The organism is Rhizobium sp. 62_C5_N11_2 (assembly GCF_051811185.1).
Classification (GTDB): domain Bacteria; phylum Pseudomonadota; class Alphaproteobacteria; order Rhizobiales; family Rhizobiaceae; genus Rhizobium; species Rhizobium leguminosarum.
On the sequence record NZ_JBPWPW010000001.1, the window covers coordinates 2,213,636 to 2,238,488 of the forward strand.

General features: G+C 61.3%; 18 protein-coding genes, 1 pseudogene and 1 riboswitch. Of the genes and pseudogenes, 10 read left to right on the plus strand and 9 right to left on the minus strand.

What is annotated here, in order from left to right; translation table 11 throughout:
• The first annotated feature begins 28 nt into the window (after window positions 1-28).
• Window positions 29-1,012, plus strand: a complete 984-nt coding sequence (gene dgcA, locus AB8B31_RS11185) for an N-acetyl-D-Glu racemase DgcA (protein WP_018242241.1) — start codon at window positions 29-31, stop codon at window positions 1,010-1,012.
• Here dgcA and AB8B31_RS11190 read toward each other — a convergent pair.
• Together AB8B31_RS11190 and AB8B31_RS11195 are read right to left on the minus strand one after the other, a co-directional pair.
• Window positions 964-2,184, minus strand: coding sequence for an MFS transporter (locus tag AB8B31_RS11190; RefSeq protein ID WP_018242242.1), 1,221 nt, complete (start codon window positions 2,182-2,184; stop codon window positions 964-966). The two genes, dgcA and AB8B31_RS11190, sit on opposite strands and share 49 nt — an antisense overlap.
• A 165-nt stretch (window positions 2,185-2,349) precedes the next feature.
• Window positions 2,350-3,189 carry a UDP-2,3-diacylglucosamine diphosphatase gene (locus tag AB8B31_RS11195; protein ID WP_018242243.1) on the minus strand — a complete coding sequence of 280 codons (840 nt, stop codon included), beginning with the start codon at window positions 3,187-3,189 and terminating at the stop codon, window positions 2,350-2,352.
• Between the two features lie 211 nt (window positions 3,190-3,400).
• Here AB8B31_RS11195 and AB8B31_RS11200 point away from each other — a divergent pair, with 211 nt between their 5' ends.
• Window positions 3,401-4,150 carry a histidine phosphatase family protein gene (locus tag AB8B31_RS11200; RefSeq protein WP_028733008.1) on the plus strand — a complete coding sequence of 250 codons (750 nt, stop codon included), beginning with the start codon at window positions 3,401-3,403 and terminating at the stop codon, window positions 4,148-4,150.
• A gap of 67 nt (window positions 4,151-4,217) precedes the next feature.
• Here AB8B31_RS11200 and AB8B31_RS11205 read toward each other — a convergent pair whose 3' ends face one another.
• Window positions 4,218-7,370 carry an efflux RND transporter permease subunit gene (locus tag AB8B31_RS11205; protein WP_128408737.1) on the minus strand — a complete coding sequence of 1,051 codons (3,153 nt, stop codon included), beginning with the start codon at window positions 7,368-7,370 and terminating at the stop codon, window positions 4,218-4,220.
• A 5-nt stretch (window positions 7,371-7,375) separates the two neighbouring features.
• Entirely contained in the window at window positions 7,376-8,548 is a 1,173-nt protein-coding gene (locus AB8B31_RS11210; protein ID WP_032998449.1) for an efflux RND transporter periplasmic adaptor subunit, read from the minus strand.
• Window positions 8,549-8,785: 237 nt separating this feature from the next.
• Here AB8B31_RS11210 and AB8B31_RS11215 point away from each other — a divergent pair, with 237 nt between their 5' ends.
• Entirely contained in the window at window positions 8,786-9,346 is a 561-nt protein-coding gene (locus AB8B31_RS11215) for a TetR/AcrR family transcriptional regulator (RefSeq protein ID WP_026230488.1), read from the plus strand.
• 60 nt (window positions 9,347-9,406) lie between these two features.
• Here the strand turns inward: AB8B31_RS11215 and AB8B31_RS11220 are convergent, their stop codons facing one another.
• Window positions 9,407-10,846, minus strand: coding sequence for an FAD-binding oxidoreductase (locus AB8B31_RS11220; RefSeq protein ID WP_028733011.1), 1,440 nt, complete (start codon window positions 10,844-10,846; stop codon window positions 9,407-9,409).
• A 235-nt stretch (window positions 10,847-11,081) separates the two neighbouring features.
• Between AB8B31_RS11220 and AB8B31_RS11225 the strand changes: the two genes are divergently transcribed.
• Window positions 11,082-13,394: an NADP-dependent malic enzyme gene (locus AB8B31_RS11225; RefSeq protein ID WP_018445155.1), complete on the plus strand. Its 2,313-nt coding sequence runs from the start codon at window positions 11,082-11,084 to the stop codon at window positions 13,392-13,394.
• A 167-nt stretch (window positions 13,395-13,561) separates the two neighbouring features.
• Here AB8B31_RS11225 and AB8B31_RS11230 read toward each other — a convergent pair whose 3' ends face one another.
• Complete coding sequence (locus AB8B31_RS11230) at window positions 13,562-14,095, minus strand: ribonuclease H family protein (RefSeq protein ID WP_028733012.1); 534 nt, start codon at window positions 14,093-14,095, stop codon at window positions 13,562-13,564.
• On the opposite strand from AB8B31_RS11230, the gene AB8B31_RS11235 reads away from it, so the two are divergent.
• Together AB8B31_RS11235 and AB8B31_RS11240 are read left to right on the plus strand one after the other, a co-directional pair.
• The gene (locus tag AB8B31_RS11235; protein ID WP_162804580.1) at window positions 14,079-14,234 is read left to right on the plus strand and encodes a hypothetical protein; all 156 of its coding nucleotides are present in this window, start codon (window positions 14,079-14,081) and stop codon (window positions 14,232-14,234) included. The genes AB8B31_RS11230 and AB8B31_RS11235 overlap by 17 nt on opposite strands.
• A gap of 355 nt (window positions 14,235-14,589) precedes the next feature.
• Window positions 14,590-15,687, plus strand: a complete 1,098-nt coding sequence (locus AB8B31_RS11240) for a DUF2865 domain-containing protein (RefSeq protein WP_028733013.1) — start codon at window positions 14,590-14,592, stop codon at window positions 15,685-15,687.
• A 117-nt stretch (window positions 15,688-15,804) separates the two neighbouring features.
• On the opposite strand, the gene AB8B31_RS11245 is transcribed toward AB8B31_RS11240, so the two are convergent.
• Window positions 15,805-16,551, minus strand: coding sequence for an SDR family NAD(P)-dependent oxidoreductase (locus AB8B31_RS11245; RefSeq protein ID WP_018242250.1), 747 nt, complete (start codon window positions 16,549-16,551; stop codon window positions 15,805-15,807).
• A 307-nt stretch (window positions 16,552-16,858) separates the two neighbouring features.
• Here AB8B31_RS11245 and AB8B31_RS11250 point away from each other — a divergent pair, with 307 nt between their 5' ends.
• Together AB8B31_RS11250 and AB8B31_RS11255 are read left to right on the plus strand one after the other, a co-directional pair.
• Window positions 16,859-17,701 (plus strand): PhzF family phenazine biosynthesis protein, encoded by an 843-nt coding sequence (locus AB8B31_RS11250; protein WP_131702684.1) that lies wholly within the window; start codon window positions 16,859-16,861, stop codon window positions 17,699-17,701.
• Between the two features lie 531 nt (window positions 17,702-18,232).
• The gene (locus AB8B31_RS11255) at window positions 18,233-19,417 is read left to right on the plus strand and encodes a phosphatase PAP2 family protein (RefSeq protein WP_018242252.1); all 1,185 of its coding nucleotides are present in this window, start codon (window positions 18,233-18,235) and stop codon (window positions 19,415-19,417) included.
• 109 nt (window positions 19,418-19,526) lie between these two features.
• Here the strand turns inward: AB8B31_RS11255 and AB8B31_RS11260 are convergent.
• Window positions 19,527-20,204 (minus strand): annotated as a pseudogene (locus AB8B31_RS11260) (molybdopterin-dependent oxidoreductase); the annotation flags it as partial.
• Entirely contained in the window at window positions 20,201-20,887 is a 687-nt protein-coding gene (bluB, locus tag AB8B31_RS11265; protein WP_028733016.1) for a 5,6-dimethylbenzimidazole synthase, read from the minus strand. The gene bluB and the pseudogene AB8B31_RS11260, both read right to left, overlap by 4 nt.
• A gap of 42 nt (window positions 20,888-20,929) precedes the next feature.
• Window positions 20,930-21,117, minus strand: a riboswitch (cobalamin riboswitch).
• A 174-nt stretch (window positions 21,118-21,291) separates the two neighbouring features.
• Between bluB and AB8B31_RS11270 the strand changes: the two genes are divergently transcribed.
• Together AB8B31_RS11270 and AB8B31_RS11275 are read left to right on the plus strand one after the other, a co-directional pair.
• Window positions 21,292-22,695, plus strand: a complete 1,404-nt coding sequence (locus AB8B31_RS11270; protein ID WP_028733017.1) for an MFS transporter — start codon at window positions 21,292-21,294, stop codon at window positions 22,693-22,695.
• Window positions 22,696-22,965: 270 nt separating this feature from the next.
• Entirely contained in the window at window positions 22,966-24,840 is a 1,875-nt protein-coding gene (locus AB8B31_RS11275) for a methyl-accepting chemotaxis protein (RefSeq protein WP_028733018.1), read from the plus strand.
• The last annotated feature ends 13 nt before the right edge of the window (window positions 24,841-24,853 follow it).

Sequence of the window (24,853 nt, forward strand, 5' to 3'; positions counted from 1 at the left end):
CAATTTCCATGCTTGCAGGAGAGCAATAATGCCGCGCACCCTCGATATCCAGATGAATTCCTTTCCGATTGCCGGGACCTTCACCATCTCGCGCGGGGCAAAGACCGAAGCCGAGGTCATCACCTGCACGCTTGTCGAAGAGGGAGCGCAGGGGCTCGGCGAATGCGTGCCCTATCGCCGCTACGGCGAGACGATGGAGAGCGTTTTCGCCCAAATCGAGGCGGCTCGACCGCTGATCGAGGCCGGCATCTCGCGCAGCGACCTGCTGTCCGCCATGCCGCCGGGTGCGGCCCGCAACGCCGTCGATTGCGCCCTCTGGGACCTCGAGGCGAAGCAGACAGGAGACAGCGTCGCCGCCCGCCTCGGCCTTTCCGCTCCGCAGCCGCTCACCACCGCATACACCATCTCGCTCGGCGAACCGGAGGTGATGGCCGCCCAGGCGCGCGAGCATGCCGGCCGCGCCCTGCTCAAGGTCAAGGTCGGCACCGGCGACGATGAAAGCCGCATCCGCGCCGTCCGCGCCGCCGCGCCCGATGCCGAAATCATCCTCGACGCCAATGAAGGCTGGCCGGAAGCGGTGTTGGAACGTCACCTCAATATCGCGGCGCAAGCGGGTGTGGCCCTCGTCGAGCAGCCGCTGCCGGCCGGCCGCGATGGGCTGCTTGCTGAAATCCGCCGCCCGCTCCTCGTCTGCGCCGACGAGAGCGTCCACCACACCGGCGATCTCGCAAGCCTTGCCGACCGCTACGACGCGATCAACATCAAGCTCGACAAGACGGGCGGCCTGACGGAGGCGCTGTCGATGAAGGCCGAGGCCGAACGGCTTGGATTCAGCATCATGATTGGCTGCATGGTCGGCACCTCGCTTGCCATGGCGCCCGCCGTTCTGCTTGCTCAGAATGCCGATTTTGTCGATCTCGACGGTCCGCTGCTGCTTGCCCGCGACCGCGAACCCGGTCTTCGTTACGCCGCTTCCCTGGTCTTTCCGCCCGAAACCACCCTCTGGGGCTGAAGATAATAGGCTGAGATGACGAGGCCGAGGCCGGAGAACGCGACCACGGCCATGACGTAATAGCTGACGACGCCGAGCCAGGCATAGAGATAACCCGACGCCAGGGTCATCAGCGCCATCGCCATGCCGACATAGAAGAAATAGGCGCCCTGCGCCGAGGATTCCTGCGTTTCCTGCACGGTCGCCACGATCCGCCGCTGCACGCCGGTATGCACGAAGGCGTAGGTAAAGCCATGGAAACATTGCAGCAGGAAGAAACCGGCAAAGCCTGTATTCATCGGAAACAGGATCCAGCGGCAGACGCTGATGGCGCAGCCGAAGCGGATCAGCGTCCAGGCATCGAAGCGACGGTTGAGACGCTTCGACAGGAAGAACACAGTCACTTCCGAAGCGACGCCGGCGCTCCAGAGCAGGCCGACCTGCGTGCCGGAGAAGCCGAGATGATGCCAGTAGATCGAGGAAAAGGCGTTCAGCACCGCATGGCTCGACTGCTGGATGGCGACGCCGATCAGAAGCAGCAGAAGGTGCGGCTCGCGCAGACCGCTGCCGGTGGCTGCCGGAATGTTGATCGGCTGGCCGCGCCGTCGCGTCGGTCCGATGCGCGGACAGAAGATCGCCATGACAACGGTCATGATAAAGCCGAACACCATGACCGGCAGCACCATTTCGCCGCCCCACCGGCTGATCAGCTGGCCACCGACCAGCGTCGAGACGATGAAGGCGATCGAGCCCCACACGCGCATCGATCCGTAATCGAGCCCCCAGCGGCGAACGCCCGAGATGACGATCGATTCGACGACGGGCACATAGGGCGCAAAGGTGGCGCCCTGCAGCGCATAGACGATCGTCACGGGCCAGAAGGTCGTCGTCCAGAACAGCGCGATCGCCGTCAGCAGCGACAGGCAACCCGACCAGAGCAGCACGTCGGCGCGCTCCTTCAATCGATCGGCGATCATGGCGACGACAGGCGCCACCAACACGCGAACCACCATCGGTATGGCAAGGATGATGCCGATCTCGTGGTCGCTGAAGCTGTGGGTTGCGAGCCACACGGGAAAAAACGGCAGGACGATGCCGTTGACGAGCAGCGGCGCGCAATAGGAAAGCGCGCTGAGCATGCGGAAGCGCGGAGGCGCTCCCTCACCCGTCGGGGAATTTTGAGCGGGAATCATGGGTGGACCTGAAGGAAACTGGACGTTGTCCTAACACACCACCCTGGAGGCGACTATTGCGAGAAATAGCCGTCCTGAAACGTTTTAGAAAATAAATAGGGCCTGTCGCCTAACGGTAACGGCTAAATTCGAGGGAGCGCAGGAGCGGATGCGCCGGCGCCAAAATCAGGCGGCCTGTGGAGCCAGTTCTGCGTCTTCCCGCTCGACGGCGGCAAGTGCTGTCACACTGCTGGCGAGCGCCCGCCAGGTGATCAGTTCGAACGTACCGTCCTCGTGCTCGGCGACCGCCGTGCAACTTTCCACCCAATCACCAGTGTTGATGTAACGGATACCGTCCATATCCTGGATGATGGCATGATGGATATGTCCGCAGATCACCCCATCGGCGCCATTTTTGCGGGCTTCCTCTGCCACGACGCGCTCGAATTCGCCGATGAAATTGACGGCATGTTTGACCTGCAGCTTCGCCCAGGCCGAGAATGACCAGTAGGGCATGCCAAGTCGACGCCGCACCGCCGCCAGGATGATATTGATGCGGATCGCCGTGTCATAGGCCCAGTCGCCGAGATAGGCGAGCAATCGGGCATTGCGGACCACGACGTCGAACTCGTCGCCATGCAGGATCAGGTATTTTCTGCCGTCGGCGCCGTCATGCATCATGCGCTCGACGACTTCGATGCCGCCAAAATGCATGCCCGGGAAGGCCCGCAGGAATTCGTCGTGATTGCCGGGAATATAGACGACGCGCGTGCCCTTGCGCGCCTTGCGCAACAGCTTCTGGACGACGTCGTTGCAGACCTGCGGCCAGTACCAGCTGCGCTTGAGACGCCAGCCGTCGACGATGTCGCCGACGAGCACGATCGTATCGGCCTCGTGGTGGCGCAGGAAATCCAGCAGGAAGTCGGCCTTCGCGGCCTTCGAGCCGAGATGGACATCGGAAATGAAGAGCGTGCGGAAATGTCTGGGTTCCATCATGTCTTTCACGAGCTGCCGCTCATGTCCCATCTTTCATCTAGCCTTCCAAAATCAGACTCGTGTTTCAGGAAGATGACAAGGCCAGGAAAAGCGCTGCAAACCTGTTCATTCCGCGCTGGCAGGATGCCTGTCGCCGCACGGGCAGGAGCCCCGTCGCCGCCAGGCCTACCGGCCATGTTGCCCTGCGCATTCAGGGCGTTCATGATGGCGGCGATTCATATCCGACAATGCGGGATGGCTGATGCGTCTTTTTCTCGTTCGCCACGGCGAATCCCTCGGCAACATCAACGAACAGGCTTACCGCCAATTCGGCGATCACAACGTGCCGCTGACGCAGTGGGGCCATCGGCAGGCACTCGAGGCAGGCGGCGTGATCGCCTCCTATCTCAAGGCATTGCCGAGCGCGGGTTTCGGCAAGCTGCAGATCTGGTACTCGCCCTTTCTGAGGACGCGGCAGAGCAAGGATGCGCTGCTCGAAGCCCTGCCGGAAAGCGTCGTCGGCGATATCAGGGAAGATTATCTGCTGCGCGAGCAGGATTTCGGTCTCTTCACCGAAATCTATGACCACGCCGAACAGAAGCAGAAGTTTCCCGAGGAGTTCGAGAAATGGGCGAGGCTGCGCAGCAACAGCGGCAAGTTCTACGCGCGGCCGCCGGATGGCGAAAGCCGGGCGGATGTGGCCCAGCGGGTGCGCCTGTTCCTGCAGACCGTTATGCACGATGCCGAAAATAGCGACCACAACGTTGTGATCGTCGGTCATGGCGTCACCAACCGGGCGGTCGAAATGAATTTCCTGCACCGCCCCGTCGAGTGGTTCGAGCGCTCCGACAATCCTGGAAACGCCGATATCACGCTGATCGAGGGGACGCGCTCGCAAGGATACGAGTCGATCCTGCTGCATCAGGCCGCCGACCGGCAGCGGGGACAGGAGGGCGAACTGCGCGATGCCTATGGCGCAGACGTGACGCTTACGCCGAAGCCCGGCGGTTAGCTCCTTACATCGAACCGCCGCAAAGGTCTGTGGCGGGTTGCGTAAGGCAACCCGCCAACTCTTCACCTCAGCTCGGCGACGTCACCGGCGCAGCTTCCTGCCCGGCCGGAGCCTCATCATTCACAGTCTCCGGCCGCTTCGTCCTCAAGAGGCGCAGCACGAAGACGAAGAAGACAGGAACGAAGAAGATCGCCAGCACCGTCGCCGAGATCATGCCGCCAAGCACGCCCGTGCCGATGGCATTCTGGCTCGCAGCACTTGGCCCGGTGGCGATCGCCAGCGGCACCACGCCCAAGGTGAAGGCAAGCGAGGTCATGATGATCGGCCGGAAGCGCAGACGGGCGCCTTCGATCGCGGCATCCATCAGCGATTTCCCCTCGGCAAAACCGTCCTTGGCGAATTCGACGATCAGGATGGCGTTCTTCGCCGACAGCCCGATGATCGCGATCAGGCCAACCTTGAAGTAGATGTCGTTGGACATGTCGCGGCTCATCACCGCGAGCACGCAGCCGATGACGCCGAGCGGCACGACCAGCATCACCGACAACGGGATGGACCAGCTCTCGTAAAGCCCCGACAACAGCAGAAAGACGAAGAGAATGCTGAGGCCGAACAGGAACGGCGCCTGCGATCCCGATCTGAGCTCTTCCAGCGACTGGCCGGTCCATTCGAAGCCGAAGCCTTCGGGAAGTTCCGAGGCCAGCCGTTCCATTTCGACAATTGCCGCGCCCGATGAATATCCAGGCGCCGGAGCGCCCGAAATGCGCACTGAGGGGTAGCCGTTATAACCGACGATCTGCGCCGGCCCTTTCTGCCATTCGGCGACGGCAAAGGACGACAGCGGCACCATGCCGCCGCTCGCATTGCGGACATTGAGCTTCATCAGGTCTTCCGCCTGGAGCCTGCTCTTGTCCTGCGCCTGCACGATGACGCGCTGCATGCGGCCCGAATTCGGGAAGTCGTTGACATAGCTCGAACCGAGATTGGCGGTGATCGTGCTGTTGATGTCGGCGAAGGCAACGCCGAAGGTATTTGCCTTTTCGCGGTCGATGACCAGCACGAGCTGGGCCGAATCAGGCATGCCCTCAGGGCGGATACCGGCGATGATGGGATTCTCAGATGCCTTGCCGAGCAGCATTCCCGCCGCCTCGGTCAGTGCCGCCTGGCCCTTCGCGCCACGATCCTGAAGGCGGAAGGTGAAGCCGTTGGTTGTGCCGAAGCCTTCGATCGGCGGCGGCGACAGCGCGAAGGATGTCGCATCCTTCAGGCCGAACAGCTGCATATTGGCGCGGTTGGAAATCTCCTGCACCGAATTGCCGGCGCCGCGTTCGGCCCAGTCCTTGAGCGTGACGAACACCAGGGCGGCGTTCGGTCCCTGCCCGGAGAAGCTGAAGCCCTGGATCGCGACGACATTGGCAACGGCCGGCTCCTTCTTGAAGATCGCCTCGATGCTTTCGAGCGAGGCCACCGTGCGGTTGCGGCTCGCCTCCGGCGGTCCCTGCACGTCGACGATCAGGAAGCCCTGATCCTCATCCGGCACGAAGCTGCTCGGCAGGTTGACGAAGAGATAGCCAAGGCCGACGAGCAGCGCGACATAGACGGCCATGACCCGCCAGGAGCGCTTGGCCAGTCCCCCGACGGTACGGGCATAACGGCCGGTCAGCCGGTCGAAGTTGCGGTTGAACCAGCCGGCGATGCCCTTCTTCTCGTGATGTCCTTTGATCGGCTTCAGGAAGGTGGCGCAGAGCGCCGGTGTCAGTGACAGCGCCAGGAAGGCCGAAAACAGGATTGAAACAACCATGGTCAGGCTGAACTGGCGATAGATGATGCCGGTTGAACCCGGGAAGAACGCCATCGGCACGAAGACGCAGGAAAGAACCAGCGTAATCCCGAGGATCGCGCCGGTGATCTGCCGCATCGCCTTCTTGGTGGCTTCCTTCGGTGACAGCCCTTCCACCGCCATCAGCCGCTCGACGTTTTCCACCACCACGATGGCGTCGTCGACGAGAATGCCGATGGCAAGCACCATCGCGAACATTGTCAGCACGTTGATTGAGAAGCCGGCGGCATACATGACAGCAAGCGTCCCGAGCAGCGCGACGGGAACGACGAGCGTCGGAATGATTGTGTAGCGGAAGCTCTGCAGGAAAATGAGCATGACGACGAAGACGAGCGCGACGGCTTCTGCGAGCGTATGCGCCACCTTCTCGATAGATGCCGAGACGAACGGGCTGGTATCATAGGGAACGGAATATTCAACTCCCGCCGGGAAGAAGCGTGAGAGCTCCTCCATCTTCGCCTTGACCAGGTTGGACGTGTTGACGGCATTGCCCGTCGACGACAGCTGGATGGCGATGGCAGCACTCGGCTGCCCGTTCAAGCGGGTGGAGAAGCTGTAGCTCTCGCTGCCCTCTTCAATGCGCGCGACATCCCGCAGCCTGACATTCGATCCGTCGGCATTGGCGCGCAGCACGATGTCTCCGAACTCCTTGATGTCGGTCAGTTGCCCCTTCACCAGCACCGTCGCCGTCAGGTCCTGCGAGATCGGATTGGGCGCCGCGCCGATCTGGCCAGCTGCGACCTGGGCGTTCTGCGCCGATATCGCCGCGCTGATGTCGGATGCGGTGAGGTTCAGGCCGACCATCTTGTCGGGATCGATCCAGATGCGCATCGCCCGCTGCGACGCGAACAGCTGCGCGCGGCCGACGCCGTCGAGACGGCGCAGCTCGCCGATGACGTTCCGGTTGAGATAGTCGCCGAGCGCCACCTCATCGGTCTTCCCGTCCGTCGAGGTCAGCGAGATGAACATCAGGAAGCCGGACGATGCCTCCTCGACGGTGATGCCCTGATCCTTGACGGATTGCGGCAGCCGCGGTTCGACGCGGCGGATGGCATTCTGAACGTCGACGGAGGCCTGGTCGATATCGGTGCCGGCCGCAAAGGTCGCGGTGACCGTCATTGCGCCCGATGTATCCGACGTCGACTCGAAATAGGAAAGGTGCTCGACCCCGTTCAGTTCTTCCTCGATCTGGCGGGTGACGCCCTGATAGATATCCTGCGGCGATGCGCCGGGATAACTGGTGGTTATACTGAGCTGCGGCGGCGCGACCTTGGGATATTGGGCGACCGGCAGGAACGGCAGCGCGATCAGGCCGGCGATGGAGATGAAGATCGCAAAGACCCAGGCCAGGATCGGGCGATCGATAAAGAAACGTGCCATCGACCTTACTCCGGCTTCTTGGCGTCACCGGACGCGAGCTGGCCATCCCGCCATTCTTCCGACGCGACCTTTGCGCCCGGCTGCAGTTTCTGCACGCCGTCGACGACGAGACGTTCGCCTGATGACAGGCCGCTTTCAACCACCCATTCATTGCCGGCGGATTGACCAAGCTCAACGTCGCGCGGTTGCGCCACGTCTCCCTCCTGGACGACATAGACCTGCGCCTTGCCGTCAGCCGTGCGGATGACGGCGCGCTGCGGGATAAGGATTGCCTTCTCCCGGACGGCCTGCTCGATGCGGACCCTGATATAAAGGCCCGGCAGCAGGTCGCCCTTGGGATTAGAGAATTCACCGCGAAGGGTGACCTGGCCCGTCGTCGCATCGACGCTGGCACTGCTAAAGAGAAGCTTACCGGCTTCGCCATAGACCGTGCCATCGTCGAAGACGAGCTTGATGTCGGCCTTGCCTGGTTCGGTCGATGTGAGGCGGCCGTTCTCGACCGCCCGCTTTAGCGCCAGCAGGTCTCCGGAGGATTGCGTGAAGTCGGCATAAACGGGGTCGATCTGCTGGATCATCGCCAGCGCGTTGCCGGCGTCGGCCGTCACCAGCGCGCCTTCCGTCACCAGCGCGCCGCCGATGATGCCTGATATAGGCGCACGAACTTCGGTATAGCCGAGATTGATCTTCGCTTCGTCGAGTGCGGCCTGCGCCAGCGCAACATCGGCATCGGCCTGGGCAAGGGCGACGGCTGCCGCATCATATTCGATACCGCTTGCAACATCGCGGTCGCGCAGCGACTTCTGCCGGTCCAACTGCTGGCGGGCATTCAGCTGCGTCGCCTTGGCACGCTCGAGGCTTGCCTCGGCACTTGCCACCCGAACCCGGAACAGCGCTGGATCGATACGGTAGAGCACATCGCCTTGCTGAACGAGGCTGCCCTGCTCGAAGATCCGCTGCTGCAGGATGCCCGAAACCCTGGACCGCACTTCCGAGACGCGCGTTGCGGCAATGCGGCCGGGCAGTTCGCTGACCACGGGAAGTGGGCGGGCACTAAGCGTCAGGACGCTGACGGCAGCAGGCGGCATCGCGCCGCCTTCCTGTGCGTGAGCCGGCAGGCCTGCGCCCAGAAAAAGTCCCAGCGTTAGCGCGTAACACAATGATTTCGTGTGAAGAAGCATGTTCAAAAGCCTTCCGATGGTCCCGCCGGGATCCAAAAAAGCACAGCCCGCCGAAATGACGTTCGGCGGGCCTCCTCAGCCGACAGATAGTCGATCTTTTTTCGCTTTGCAAGATACCTACCGGTCGGTATGATAGCATTATCATATTTGGAGTTCCCATGGCCCGGCGATCCCGGGAGTGATACTGATCCTCTCGGGCGCCTCGGCGCGAAGCTTATCTCGAACACAGGTCATGCATTGGTAGATAGCCCCCGCAACAGAAAGAAACAGCCGGACGTCGTGCGGCAAGCTCTTCTCGATTGCGCCACCAAGCTGGCGCTCGAGCATGGTCTGGCCGCCGTCAGCCTACAGGCGGTCGCCAGCGCAGCCGGCGTGACCAAGGGAGGGTTGTTCCACCATTTCCCCAATAAGCAGGCGCTTATAGAGGCCGTGTTCGACGGCATGATGGAAAACCTCGACCGCGAGATCGATCAGGAACTGGAAAGGGACAAGGGCGGCCACGGCACATTCACCCGCGCCTATGTCCGCACCCTGTTTTCTGACCGCGCCCTCAACAACAGCCCGTGGTCGGCGCAGACGATGACCGTGCTTGCCGACCCCTACTCTAAAAGCCTCTGGCATAGATGGATGAATGACCGGCTTGTCAGGCACGCCGAAACCGACGCCGGAATGCGGCTCGAAATCGTTCGCCTGGCGGCGGACGGAGCATGGCTTGCTCATGTTCTGAGGCCTGACGACCACACCGGTTCGGACGACACGGCGTTGTTGCAGGAATTGATCGAACTCACCGAAGGGTGACAAGCGATTGGCGCCTCATCCCGCGCCCGAGTTTATCACCCGAGCGCGGGGATGGTCGGGCTAGGCAGCTCGCACCGCCGCCATCGGTTTCACGTTCTGATTCATCCGGAACAGATTGTTCGGATCGTAACGCCGCTTGATTTCGGCAAGGCGACCGTAGTTGGCGCCGTAAGCACTTTCGACCCGATCGACCTCGTCTTCCGGCATGAAGTTGATGTAGGCGGTGCCGACCGAATGCGGCTTGGTTGCCTCGAAGAGTTCCCGCGCCCAACCGATACAGCTTCCATCCATCCCGGCTTCCCGCCAGCGCGCATGCACATTCATGACGAAATGCGAGCTTCGTTGCGGAAATGCGGTCGCCTCGGTGGGTACGCGGCCAGCGGCACCACCGACATGGCCGATGAAGATCTCGCACTCCGGTCCGGGCAGCTTGCGCACGGCGTTGAGCAGGACGTCGATCGCCGCATCCGAGAGAGAGGCGAAATCCTGGCTCTTCCAATAATTGCGCGCACCGGGCGTGAGCAGCGGGTCGAATGCCTGTTGCCAGCCGGTGAACGGCACTGGGCCGACGACGTCGGCAATCGGATTTCCGATCGCGCGCAATCTGGCCGTTGCCTTTTCGCCCGCCGCAATGTCTCCGCAATAGCACATGGCCAGCACCACGATCTCCTTGCCGTGCCATTCGGCCGGAAGGAACGGCAGCGGCGGCGCCTGACGCATCACCACCCAACAGGTCAGTTCGTCAGGGGCCGCCTCCAGCGCCTGCCGGTACTCCTTGAGCACCTTTTCAGCATCGGCGAAGGGATGCACGACGAGCCCGGCCAGAACCTCTGTGTTGAGAGGGTTGAGCTGGAATTCGAAAGAAGTCACGACGCCGAAATTGCCGCCGCCGCCGCGCAGCGCCCAGAAGAGATCCGGCATTTCTTTTTCGCTCGCCTTGACCAGCTCGCCATCGGCCTTCACCACATCAACCGAAAGCAGATTATCGAGCGTCAGCCCGAATTTGCGGGTCAGCCAGCCAAAACCGCCGCCGAGTGTCAGGCCGGCGATGCCGGTCGTGGAATTGATGCCGGTCGGCAGCACCAGCCCGAAGGCCAGCGTTTCCTTGTCGACGTCGGCGAGTGTCGCGCCCGGCTCGATCCTGGCGCGCTTGGTCTGTGGATCGACCCGCACCGATTTCATCGCTGACAGGTCGATGACGATACCGCCCTCGCAGACAGCATTGCCGGCGATGCCGTGGCCGCCGCCACGCACCGAAACGAGCAGATTATTGTCGCGTGCAAACCGCACCGCCCGCACCACATCGGCAGCACCGGCGCAGCGCGCGATAAGCCCGGGCCGGCGGTCGATCATCGCATTCCAGATCGTCCGCGCTTCGTTGTAATCCATGTCCTTACTGGTCAGGAGACTGCCGCGAAATCCGGCGGCAAAAGCATCGATGGCCACGTCATTGACCATCGTCTGCCCCCTTTGCAGGGTCGTGAGGTTCAAATTGTCCATGATTTCCTCCATGCGACCGGCGCCCCGCACCGTCGCAGCCGGCATCCTGCGCCTGTTGAGGTCGTCAAACAAGTTTTCCAAAAGGATTAGCCATTGGCATCAGGGTCGAATGGTCGTCCCGCGGGTCCCCCCGCCCATCTCACGAAAACTTCTCCCATCCCTCATTTCCATACTGTCGCCCGTATCCGATTGATGTATGGAGGGAACTCCCCAAAAGACGTGCACGGAGGCGGCGATGGATCACCCGGAAAAATCGAAGACGGAAAAGAATCTGACGAGCGGCGATCTCGACGAACAGGCGCTTTTCTTCCACCGCTATCCCCGCCCCGGCAAGCTGGAGATCCAGGCGACAAAGCCGCTCGGCAACCAGCGCGACCTGGCGCTTGCCTATTCGCCCGGCGTTGCCGCCCCTTGCCTTGCCATCCGCGACAATCCCGAAATGGCGGCCGAATATACCTCGCGCGCCAATCTCGTTGCCGTCATCTCCAACGGCACCGCCGTGCTTGGCCTCGGCAATATCGGTCCGCTCGCCTCCAAACCTGTTATGGAGGGCAAGGCGGTGCTCTTCAAGAAATTCGCCGGCATCGACGTCTTCGATATCGAGATCGACGCGGCAGGTGTCGACCAGATGGTCTCGACCATCGCTTCGCTGGAGCCGACTTTCGGCGGCATCAACCTCGAAGACATCAAGGCGCCGGAATGTTTCGACGTCGAGCGGCGCCTGCGCGAGAAGATGAAGATCCCCGTTTTCCACGACGATCAGCACGGTACTGCGATCATCGTCGCCGCCGCGATCCTGAACGGGCTGGAACTCGCCGGCAAGAACATCGCCGACATCAAGATCGTCGCCTCCGGTGCCGGTGCCGCCGCCCTCGCCTGCCTCAACCTGCTTGTCATTCTCGGGGCAAAACGCGAAAACATCTGGGTCCACGATCTCGAAGGCCTCGTCTATGAGGGCCGCACCGAGCTGATGGACGAATGGAAATCCATCTATGCCCAGAAGAGCGACACGCGTACGCTGGCCGAAAATATCGGCGGCGCCGACGTCTTCCTGGGGCTTTCCGCCGCCGGCGTGCTGAAGCCGGAACTATTGGCGCAGATGGCCGACAAACCGTTGATCATGGCGCTTGCCAATCCGACGCCGGAGATCATGCCGGATCTCGCCCGTGCTGCCCGCCCCGATGCGATGATCTGCACCGGCCGCTCGGATTTCGCCAATCAGGTCAACAACGTCCTCTGCTTCCCCTATATCTTCCGCGGCGCGCTCGATTGCGGCGCCGAGACGATCAATGAGGAAATGAAGATGGCGGCCGTACGCGCCATCGCAGCCCTTGCCCGCGAAGAGCCGTCGGATGTCGCCGCCCGCGCCTACTCCGGCGAGACCCCGGTTTTCGGCCCCGATTATCTGATCCCCTCGCCCTTCGATCCGCGCCTGATCCTGCGCATCGCGCCTGCGGTCGCAAAGGCCGCCGAACAGAGCGGCGTCGCGCGCCGCCCGATCCAGGATTTCGACGCCTATCTCGACCAGCTGAACCGCTTCGTCTTCCGCTCCGGCTTCGTCATGAAGCCGATCTTCACTGCGGCCAAGGCCGCCGAGCGCAAGCGCGTCATCTTCTCCGAAGGCGAGGACGAACGCGTGCTGCGCGCCGCCCAGGTGCTGCTCGAGGAAGGCCTTGCCGAACCGATCCTGATCGGCCGCCCGCAAGTCATCGAGACACGCCTGAAGCGCTACGGCCTGCGCATCCGGCCGCTGCAGGATTTCGAGGTCATAAACCCGGAAGACGATCCGCGCTTCCGCGAATATGTCGATCTCTATTTCTCCCTTGTCGGCCGCCGCGGCGTCATCCCGGAAGCCGCCCGCACCATCGTACGCACCAACACCACCGTCATCGGCGCGCTGGCGCTGAGACGCGGTGAGGCCGATGCGCTGATCTGCGGCCTGGAAGGCCGTTACGAGAAGCATCTGCGCGACGTCCGCCTGATCATCGGCAAACGCAAGGATGTCCGCGACTTCTCAGCCCTCAGCCTGATGATCTCGCAGCGCGGCGCCACCTTCTTCACCGACACCTACGTCACCTTCAATCCGAACGCCGAAGAGATCGCCGAGGCGACGGTGCTCGCGGCCGAGGAAATCCGCCGTTTCGGCATCACCCCGCGCGCCGCTCTGGTCTCGCATTCCAATTTCGGTTCGCGTGAATCCGAAAGCGCCACGAAGATGCGCAATGCGCTGCAGCTCGTGCGCGAAGCCGCACCCGACCTCGAGGTCGACGGTGAGATGCACGGCGAAAGCGCCATCACTGAAGCGTTGCGCAAGCGCGTCATGCCGGACACGACGCTGCACGACGAGGCGAACCTCCTGGTATTCCCGAACCTCGATGCCGCCAACATCACACTGGGTGTGGTAAAGTCGATGACGGACGGTCTGCATGTTGGCCCGATCCTGCTCGGCACCGCCCTGCCCGCCCATATCCTCGCCCCCTCGGTCACCTCCCGCGGCGTCGTCAATATGGCGGCACTCGCCGTCGTCGAGGCATCGCAACCGGCCTGAGCCGGCTCAGACTGCTGACAAAGTCGGCCACCCTTTCGTCATGCTCGGGCTTGTCCCGAGCATCTGCAGCCGGTTGATATGCAGCAGATATCAGGCCGGGGCCCGGGATAAAATCCTCTGGTGCGAGCGGCCCTTGAAGCCGCTCCGATACATGTCCTGATGCCATATCAGGCACCTCGTAACGACAGACGCCCTTTATCCGCAAGCGCATCCGCGCGCTCGTTGCCGGCAATGCCGGAATGGCCCTTGCACCAGGCAATGGTCACCAGACCATTCTGGGATAGTTGAAGATCGACCGCTTTCCACAATTCCGCATTGGCGATCGTTCGGCTTCGGGCAGTCCCGTTCGGATTGCTTTTCTTCCAGCCGTTGTTCTTCCAGATATGTCGCCGGCTGTTGCAGCCTTTGACGGCATAGACGGAATCGGACCAGATAGTCGCGGGCTCGCCGCTTGCTCCGCTGTTGATCCAGATTGCCGCCCGGAGGACGGCGGTCAATTCCATCGAATTATTGGCGGAATCCTCGACGCCACCGAAGCCGGAGGCGATCTCTGCGGCATCACGATAGGCGACAAATGCCCAGCCCCCGTGCCCGGAACCGGGTTCATAACAACCGTCCACGAAGAGGTGAAGGCCGTGTTGGGCTTCGGGTATCCCGACTGTCGCAGCAGGGGAGCGAAGTTCGTTGGAAATACCTGACATTTTCGCCGTCCTTCTCGCCTTCGCCGCGCCCACCGCAAGACCACTGCGGCTTGCGGCGACCTGCCCCATATCCCACGTCTTGATCACCTCCCGCGGCGGCGTCAACATCGAAGCACTGGCCGTGATCGAGGCGTGGTAAGTGCGGTATCATAAAGAATGCACCGTCTGTAACCTACCCGGCGCCAAGCGGCATTGCAGCGACCGGAGTTCTCCCTATCCCTCGTTGGGGGGGGTAGTGGCGGAGGTAGCTATGAAAGCTGATCTGGCGAGCGAGAAGAAGAATCAAGTCCCGGAAAATTGAAAGAAGAAAGTCCCGCTTTTGGCGGCACAACAAATTCTCCCCACAGATGGGTCGCCCGCATTTGCTGGATAAGATCGCGAAAATGCGCTAGGAATTTCTCCAAGCTTATTAAGAGAAACACGTTAAGAGACAACGCGCGGCGATCGAGGCCGCAATCGACCGATCGATTCTTTGCTCATTCCGGGACGACGCCGTGAAACGCCGAAACCTGTCTCTTGCCCTTCTCCTTGCCTTTGCGGCGCCTGCCGCCGCGCAAAACAGCGCCGTCTGTGAGGACCTGCGCGGTCGCCTTGCCGACTTGCCGCGATCGATCGGCAATGGCAACGGCCCGGAAGCCCGCCAATATTCCAGCGCCATGGCCGAGCAGAACCTCGAGCTGCGCAAGGTTCGCAACGAGCTGCGCAGCAATGGCTGCACCTCGGGCAGCATGGTGGTGATCGGCGGCGAGAATGACGATTATTGCGCCGAACTTTCGCAGTCCGAAGCGCGCATGATCGACAATATCCACTATCTCCAGGACCGCCGCAACGAACTGGCCGACCAGAACGGCGCCGATGACGACGCACGCCGCGAACTGGTCGCGGCTCTCGACCGCAATGGCTGCAACAGCGAAAACTTCTATGCCCCGAGCGATCGCAGCGCCGCCGACCCCGCGCCAAGCGTCGAGGAACAGGCGCTACGCACCGATACTTTCATTCCGCTCGGCGGCGGCGAAGAGGTCGATCCGCGTTACGGCCTGCCGCGGGCCGAGATGCTCTCGCCGGTCAGCACCATGTGCGTGCGCAGCTGCGACGGCGGCTTCTTCCCGATCAGCTCGAACGCCACGTCGGTCGATTTCGGCCGCGATGCTCAGACCTGCGCCAAGATGTGCCCGGGCATCGAGACCGAACTGTTCTATCGTGACGTGACGAGCACCGAAGCCTCGAACATGATCTCGGTCGCGACGGGCACGCCCTACAGCGCCATGAAAAATGCCTTTGCCTACAAGAACCGCACGCCCGGGGAAAAATCCTCCTGCGCCTGCAATCTCACAGCCTATTATGAGGAGATGCGCGGCAAGCAGGCGGTAAGCGAACCGCCGCAGCAGGGCTCGATCACCACCATCCGCACCAATCCCCCGGCGAAGGATGCCGCAGCCGCCGCGCCGCAACCATCCGTTCCCGAGCGCCCCTACGATCCCACACAGAACCGCGTCCGTCAGGTCGGCCCGCAGTTTCTGGCCGGCGATCAGGGCTCGATCGACCTCGCCAATCCGGCAACGCCAGGCCCGCAGCCACAACAGCAGCAGTGATTGAACAGCTGGAACTGCGGTGATGGAGCAATAGCGGCGTTGTGCCAGGCCGCATGAGATGACGGCGATGTCACGTGAACGTGCGGCGGGATGTGAATGCGGGTCGCTTGAGCATGGTCAGTAGGTCGTACGACCGCCGCTCAGGTCGAACGTCGATGCGGTCGTGAAGGAGTTCTCCTCGGAGAGCAGCCAGACGACCATCGAAGCGATCTCGTGAAGTTCAACAAAACGGTCGCGCGGAATGCGGACGCGCATATATTCGATAAACTCGGATGTCAGCCCGTCCAATATAGGTGTCTTTGCTGTGGTTGGCGTTACCGCGTTCACGGCGATTCCTGTCTTTGCGAGTTCCTTGCCAAGAGACTTGGTGAAGCCCAGCACACCAGCTTTCGCTGCGCTGTAGGCGGCGATGTTCGGATTTCCTTCTTTGCCCGCAACCGAAGAGATGTTCACAATCCGCCCGTAGTCGCGCTTTAACATGACCGGAACGACGTGCCGGCAACAATTGAAGGTTCCCGTGAGGCAGACATCGACGACGTCTTTCCATTCACCGAAATCGTATTCGATCGTGGGCTTGACCGGACCGGTAATCCCGGCGGAATTGACGAGGCCGTCGATACGGCCAAAAATCTCCTCGGTCGCCGCCGCCGCATTTTTCACTGATACGGGATCTGCGACGTTGACGCCGAAAGCGACCGTGCCAGATCCGAGAGCGGAAGCGCTGTCCTTCGCCATGTTTTCGTTCAGGTCCCAGATGGCCACCTTGCCACCGGACTGGATGACGCGCTCTGCGATAGCGTAGCCGATGCCGCGCGCACCGCCTGTGATCACGATGATCCGTTCCTTCAAGTCGATCATGTTCATTGGGCCGTTATCCTCCGAGTGAGCCACCGATAGCCGAATATCTATTGGAAATTCCGGGATTTCGCCTTCAGCGTATCGATATGAAGGTCAGGAATTTATCCCGAGTCCGAAACTATGCCGAGCCCATTCCCTAAAGCCCGAGATTTCCGGTAATCAAGGATTAAAAGCTCGGCATAATTTGAACGCTTTGGAAGACCGGGTATGCCCGAAGCGGAAATCTTTGTCTGCATCCGTTACTCCGAAAGGCATTCTGCAGCCCCCTTGTGTATAGACATTGGCGCACGCTATTCGAACAGTAGGAGATGCTATGAACAGCAATCTTAAAGAGCTATCGTTTCAACAGGTTGATGTTTTTTCCTCGGAGCGAATGGGTGGAAATCCACTTGCGGTGGTAGTGGATGCGGACGATCTTGATACATCAACGATGGCCAAGTTTGCCAACTGGACCAATCTAAGCGAGACGACCTTCCTCCTAAAGCCGACGGTCCCGGATGCTGATTATCGCGTCAGAATTTTCACGCCGCATCAGGAGCTACCCTTTGCCGGACACCCGACTTTGGGTAGCTGCCACGCATGGCTGACCTTGGGCGGAAAGCCAAAGCAGCCAGTTGTCATCCAGGAATGTCAGGCGGGTTTGATCCGGATCAGAAGAGACGGCGATATCCTCTCATTTCTGGCTCCAGATTTGATCAGGACTGGACATATCGATAACGATCTAATGAAACGAGTTATGAGCGGTCTAAGTCTGTCACCTGAGATGATAGTCGATGCGAGTTGGGTAGACAACGGTCCCTGTTGGATGGCCTTGCTCCTGAAAAGCAGAGACGATGTCCTACGCGTCCGTCCGAACTACCAGAGTATTTCCGGACTAAGGGTAGGCCTGATTGCACCATGTTTGGGGGACGTCGATGGTGTGGATTTCGAGGTCCGCGCCTTCACCGCCGCTGGTTACGAAGACCCAGTCACTGGTAGCCTAAATGCGGGTTTGGCAAAATGGCTCATTTCCGCAAATCTCGCGCCGCCTTCATACATAGCTGCGCAAGGGACGGTCTTGGGCAGGTCAGGGCGGGTACATGTCCGGCTCGAATCTGAAGATATTTGGGTTGGCGGCAATGTCGTTACCTGCATAAACGGAAAAGCTATCCTCTAAGACAGTCATCGACCTGAGGCCGATGACTGCAATTGGCGCTTTCCTGCCTACTGAAAGTTCCTCGATAATTGGTGGGGTCGGCATGGACGTCGCGGCCCTCACCGCGATGTCCCTAGCTCCGGCAGGGATCAGAGTTTGTCTAAAAACGCCAATAGCTTGTCGCCAGCCCTGAACCGGCCAGGCGATTGTCCATTATACGGATCGATCTTGGCTAGAGCGGCCTCCTTGATCCTGCTCTCATTGATCCTTTCACTTGGCAGCGCTTCGCGGTATAATTAGAGCGGGCTAAAATAGAAAATGGGACGGCCGTCAAAACAGAAAACCTTCCGTCTTTGGGCCGGGGATCAACTATGGGGGTCGAAAATGCTTAGCGGCTTTAGCAGGGCCTGCGCGCTAATCCTTTTGTCAGGGAACTTCGCTTTCGCCCAATCGGATCAGATAGAGCCAAACGCTGGAATGTGGAAGACGTGGGTAATCACGTCGGGCAAAGACTTCCGAGTCCCGCCCCCACCGGATACTTCTGCAACCGAGTTGGAGCAGGTCCGCGAACTTGTCGCAAAGAACGATGCGCAGGTCGCCGCCAAGATCACATTCTGGGACGCCGGTTCGCCCGGCTATCGATGGATTGACCTGGTCAACAACCGTCTTCTCGCAAACCAGACGATCCCCAATGCGCATCGCGTCTACACCTATTTGACGATGGCGGTCTACGACGCCACCATCGCGGCTTGGGAGTCGAAATACTTCTACAATCGCCCCCGCCCGAGCGAGGTGGATACGACACTGCCGACTGCGCTGCCTACGCCTCGGAGTCCCGCTTATCCATCCGAACACGCGGCCGCCGCCGCCGCCGCCGCGACCGTTCTTGCCTATTTCTTTCCCGACGAGGCGTCGTCGTTCCAGGCGATGGCCGAAGAAGCCGCACAGTCGCGTGTCCTTGCCGGTGTCCAGTTCCCAAGCGATTCATCCGCCGGCCTGGAACTGGGGCGACGCGTGGCAGAGCAAGTGATTGCGCGGGCAAAGGCCGACGGCTCCGATGCCGTCTGGACCGGCACCGTGCCGACCGGGCCGTGCATGTGGGTCGGAGACAAACCCGCCAATGCAACCATGCCAAACTGGAAGCCGATCCTGCTCGAGACAGCCGATGAATTCAGGCCACCGACTCCGCCCGACTGCAAGTCTGCGGCCGTGAAGGCCGAGACGGATGCAGTCCGCCAGTTTGAGCGAAAATTCCCCAACAGCTACAAGGCGTTCTACTGGCAAAGCCCATCCGGCCTGTTCACCGACTGGTATGACTATGCCAGCAAGTGGATGTTCGAGGACAAGACGGATTCGAACCCGCCGCGCGCCGCACGGGCTTACGCGATGCTCGCAACGGTCTACTACGACGCCTACATTGCAAGCAACGACGGGAAATACGCTTATTGGTACCTGCGGCCCAACATGCTTGACCCGAGCATCACTCCCCTGTTCGCAGTGCCGGCCCATCCCAGTTATCCGTCGAATCACTCCACGTTGTCGACTGCCCGATGCGAGGTGCTTGCCTATCTGTTCCCCGACCAGGCGGAGTTCATCCGAACGGTCGGCAAGGAAGCGGGCGATTCCCGCATCTGGGCCGGCATCCACTATGAAATGGACAACCGGGCCGGTGCCGCACTTGGCAAAGCAGTCGCCGGGAAATTCATCGAGCGGGCAAAAAAAGACGGGGCAGACTAGCGGAAGGGCCGCTAGCGCCTTTCTCCTGAAATGTCGCAATCCTAAGCGAGGGGTTCTCGGTGGAACGTTCCGTTCACTCAGCAGCCGACGTGCGAGGCAGCAACGTTTCTCAAACGATGCGGATGCGGCGCGTCACCTGGCCATTGCTTTCCCAGTATGTGTGCTTTTTGGCGATCAAGGGATCGTCCATCGCCGGTTGAATTTGCCCTGCGGTACTGATCGCGCGCGAGGTCACCGTGTGTTCTCCAGGCGAGGGATTTGGCCAATCCAGTGACCAAATCTTCCAGGCGTATTCGGCCTCCTCGCTGTGATCGATGACTGCCGGCATCCAGGGCCCTTGATCAATTTTCAGTTCGACCCGGTCGATCGGTGCACCCCAGGCTGCGCCGACGACCCGGTGACCCGAGTCGTTGCGCGTGACCTTGGCGGGCGCGGATTTCAGCAAGGCCCGGCCGACCGAGGTCTCGGCCCGCACGGTCTCGCCGTTGTGCTCTTCCTCCCGGATGGTGACATAGTCGCGGCCCATCAGCAGGCTCATGAAGCGGGTGTCGCGAACCTCGATGCCCTTCAGCCACTTGACGTTGGCAATCCCGTACCAGCCCGGAGTTATCAGCCGCAGCGGGAAACCGTTGGGGGCAGGCAGGGTCGCCCCGTTCATTTCGTAGCAGAGCAGATTGTCGGGGTTCATCGCGTCGGCGAGCGACATGCTGCGAGCGAAGTTCTGTTGCATCTTGATGTCGCGAATCGTGACCTCGCCTTTGTCGGTGCCGAAGAAGACGACCTCTAGGTGTTCAGTCCCCATCCATCATGGAAGACGAGTTCATCGAGCGGCAGCCGCTGCCGCCAGCCTTTGACGGACAGTTCCGGCTCGTCATAGAGCCGGTCGACGAAACCGGCACAGAGCCAGGCGACCACCTCGACATGCTGGGGTATGCCGAGAATGCTCTTCAGCTCGCCTTCATGAAAGATGCTGACCCAGCCGATCCCGACCCCTTCCGCCCGCGCCGCAAGCCAGAGATTCTGGATGGCGCAAACTGTGGAATAGCTATCCATCCTGGGATTGTGCGTGCGCCCCAGCACGACGCTGCCGCTGCGGGTAGGATCGCAGGTCACGCATATGCCGAGCGGCGCCTCGACAATGCCTTCAAGCTTGAGCGAGCGGTAGACCTGCCGCCGTTCGCCTTCGAACATCAGCGCCGCCTCCTCGTTGGCCCTCGCAAAAGCATCCCGGACGCGCGCCCGCACGGTTGCGCTTTTCACCAGAATGAAATTCCACGGCTGCATGAAGCCGACGGAGGGTGCATGATGGGCTGCCGTCAGCAGCCGCTGCACAAGATCATCCGGCAAGGGATCGGGCAGGAACTGGCTGCGAACGTCGCGTCGCGTCATGATCGCATGATAGACGGCCTCGCGTTCGGCCAAGGAAAAACCGGACGCCGCTGAAAGGGCATCCTCATCAAAGGGTCGCATCGTCAAATCCCCAACAACGCAACCGCCCCGCCGTCCGCGCGGATCGGTCTATCTAGCCAGGCCGGTCTTCTGACTCGGCGTCATCCGTCTGCCGCAGCCTTCCCGGCGAGAAGCCAGTGGCGTGATGAAGCGGCAAGCGTCGGCCTTACAGCGTTGGGCACGTTCCGGCTTTGCACCGGATTCCCGATTCTCCCGCCTGGACGGCGGGCACCTGACAGCGCATCTATTTCAGGAAAGCGCGGCGGCGGCAAGCCGGCCCTCATACCGCCGACACGTTGCATGCGACATCGACTTCATGGACAGAGGCGCATCGCTGCCTTAGAAACAAACCGATCCTGACCGACGCCCATGGCGCCGCACTTTTTCTCTTTGCACTTTGGTTGCCCGTGCCCCGCCTCACGCCCATGATCCTTGCGGTCGCCCTGTTCATGGAACAGATGGATTCGACCGTGATCGCCACCAGCCTACCGGCGATCGCAGCCGATATCGGCACCTCGCCGATCGCGCTGAAGCTCGCCGTTACCAGCTATCTCGTGGCGCTGGCGATCTTCATCCCGATCAGCGGCTGGATGTCCGATCGTTTCGGCGCACGCAACATCTTCCGCATGGCGATCTTCGTTTTCATGATCGGCTCGATCGCCTGCGCCTTTTCCAATTCGATCACGGCCTTCGTCATCTCACGCCTGATCCAGGGCGCCGGCGGCTCGATGATGACGCCGGTCAGCCGCCTGCTGCTGGTCCGGGGAACGCCGCGTCACGAACTCGTCGATGCCATGGCCTGGCTCACCATTCCAGCGTTGATCGGTCCGATCATGGGTCCGCCGATCGGCGGCTTCCTCACAACCTACCTCACCTGGCACTGGATCTTCTGGATCAACGTCCCGATCGGCGTGCTCGGCATCATCCTCGTCACCCGTTTCCTGCCGGCGGTTGAGCCACGCAGTCCCCGGCCGATGGATTTCCCCGGCTTCTTCCTTTGCGGCCTAGGCTTCTCCGGCTTCGTCTTCGGCCTGTCGGTGATCAGCCTGCCGGCCGTGCCCGTTGTCTACGGTTATGTCACGGTTGCGATCGGCATCCTTGCCGGCCTCCTCTACCTCCTGCATGCGCGCCGCGTGCCCTATCCGCTTCTCGATCCGAAGATGTTCCGCTACCCGATGTTTCGGGCGGCGATCCTCGGCGCCTCGAATTTCCGCATGGGACTTGGCGCCCTGCCTTTCCTGATGCCGCTGATGCTCCAGCTCGGCTTCGGCCTGACGCCGCTGCAATCGGGCTCGGTCACCTTCGTCAGCGCGCTCGGCTCCATGGGCTCGAAATTCGCCGCCTCGCGCACCTTCAATGCCTTCGGCTTCCGCACGGTGATCTCCCTCACCACCTTGCTGGCGGCGATCTTCCTCGGCATCAACGGCCTGTTCACCGCCGAAACGCCACTGTTCCTGATCATGGCCTGCCTGCTGATCGGCGGCCTGTTCCGCTCCATGGCTTTCTCGGGCGTCAACGCCATGGCCTTCGGCGATGTCGATGGTGCCGACAGCAGCCAGGCAACCGCAATCAATGCCGTTGCCCAGCGTATCTCCATGGCGATGGGTGTGGCGATCGCCGGCGGCATCCTCGAAATTTCCAGCAGCTTTCACGACGGCAGGCTGCTGGTCTCGGATTTCCACATCGCCTTCTTCAGCGTCTCGGCGATTTCGGCGCTGGCCTGCATCACCTTCCTGCGCCTGCCCCACGATGCTGGCGCTGAACTGACGGCGCACGGCCGCAAGCGCCGGCACGTCGAGCCGGAAGAGGCCGTGGCTGAAAATAGCTGATCTCCCTGACGCCACGGAAACCCTGCTACACCCACCGGTTCGCAAGGCTCGGCGCCGGCGGGAGCAGGCGCGAATGGCACGCGTGTGCTCAGCATTCCTTTCTACTTTATGATTTATTCACACATCAAATACACACTGCGTTTGCGCGTTTTGGGTTGCTATCAGGACATGGGCATGAGCGCTCGTGATGCGACCGTCAGCGTCGATGCCCGTATTGATACGCCAGTCGGGAACATGTCCGACTGAGCCGCAATTCTAGGCCGCCGCGGAATGTTCCATTTTTTGAAAACGATGCCTCTGACAGCCAAGCTGGCGGCGATTATCGTTGCCGTAAACCTCTGCGGCATTTCCGCTTTCGCCACCTATACCTGGATGTACGAAACCCGGGCGTTGATCGATGGCGCCAAGGCGAACTGGTCCAAGGATGCGGAGCAGTTTGCATCTCTGGCCGCCGGCGGCGTGAAATGGGGGAAGGCGAACGCCGTTCGCGAGGCTTATTCGCTCTACCGCGACGACCCCTCGCTCGATCTTGTACAGTTTGCCGCATTCAACGCGGAACCGGCATCAGTCGATACGTGGACACGCGACGGCATCAACGGTTTGCCTGCACCCGCCGATCTGGCGAAGCGTCTCAGCGCGAAACCGGAAAAGACGACTGTCGATGATAGCGGAACATCCGCCGGCGTGGTCACGATCATCGCGCCGCTTCCGCTGGATAAGGCAGGCAAGGCCACCGGCTACATCGTCACGAACTGGTCTGTCGAAAAAATCGCTTCCGAAGTCAGGCAGAAAGTTCTCATTTCGTTGCTCACGCAGTCCGCGATCACCGCCATGGCCGTCGTTGCCTTCCTTCTCGCCATGCGCAGCCTGGTCGGCCGGCCCATCAGGGTGATCAGCGAACGAATTAGCGCGTTGCAGAATGGCGATCTGGTCTCTCCCGTCACCTACAGGGAAAATGGCGACGAGATCGGCTTTCTGGCGCGTGCATTGGAAGTTTTCCGTCACGAGGCGATTGCGAAGGTCGAGAGAGAGCAGGCCGCTGCCGAGCAGAGTGCTTCGCTCGACGCCGAACGGGCGCGCAACGCATTGTTGACCGAAGAGGCCAGCAACACGCAACGGCTGGTCATGAACGCTCTCGCAAATGCATTGGAAGGGCTCGCCGCCGGCGACTTCTCGATACACCTGGCCGATGTCGGTCCCGAATTCGATAAATTGCGGCAGGATTTCAACAACATGGTCGATGCGGTCGCGGCCGCTCTGACAGAGATCAAGACCGCTTCCGTGGCGGTTGAAACCGGCTCGAGCGAGCTGGCGACCTCCGCAGATCAACTCGCCAGGCGGACCGAGCAACAGGCAGCAGCATTGGAACAGACCGCCGCCGCATTGGATGAGGTGACCACGACGGTCAGAACATCGTCGCAACGGGCTGAAAATGCCGGGCAGTTGGTCGAGGAGACAAAGCGGAGCGCCCATGTCTCGGCGACGGTGGTGCGTGATGCGATCGGGGCGATGGACCGGATTCAAACCTCGTCGAGCCAGATCGGCCGCATTATCGGCGTCATCGACGAAATCGCCTTCCAGACGAACCTGCTGGCGCTGAACGCCGGCGTCGAGGCGGCGCGCGCCGGCGAAGCCGGCAAGGGTTTTGCGGTTGTCGCGCAGGAAGTGCGTGAGCTCGCCCAGCGGTCTGCAAATGCAGCCAAGGAAATCAAGAACCTGATCAATGTGTCGGGCGACGAAGTTGCTGCGGGCGTCGGGCTGGTGAACCAGACCGGCGATGCCCTCCTGAAGATTGAGGAGCAGATCAACCGCATCAGCGACAGCATCGCTTCCATCGTCCAATCCTATCGCGAACAGGCGACGGGCCTGCAGGAAATCAACAGCGCGATCAACCAGATGGATCAGACGACACAGCAGAACGCGGCAATGGTCGAGGAAACCAACGCAGCCTGCCACGAACTGCTGTCGCAAGGACGCCTGCTGCAGGACTCGGCCGGCAGGTTCATCGTCGGCGCGTCTGCGGCAAGCCAGCCCAAAGCCGTTCAACCCACCCGCCAATCTCGTCCCGAGCCGAGAGCCTTCGTGCAGCGGCATGCAGGAAATGCCGCCGTTGCCGCTGCTCCCGGGGCCTGGGAGGAGTTCTGACGTCGTCTTCGCC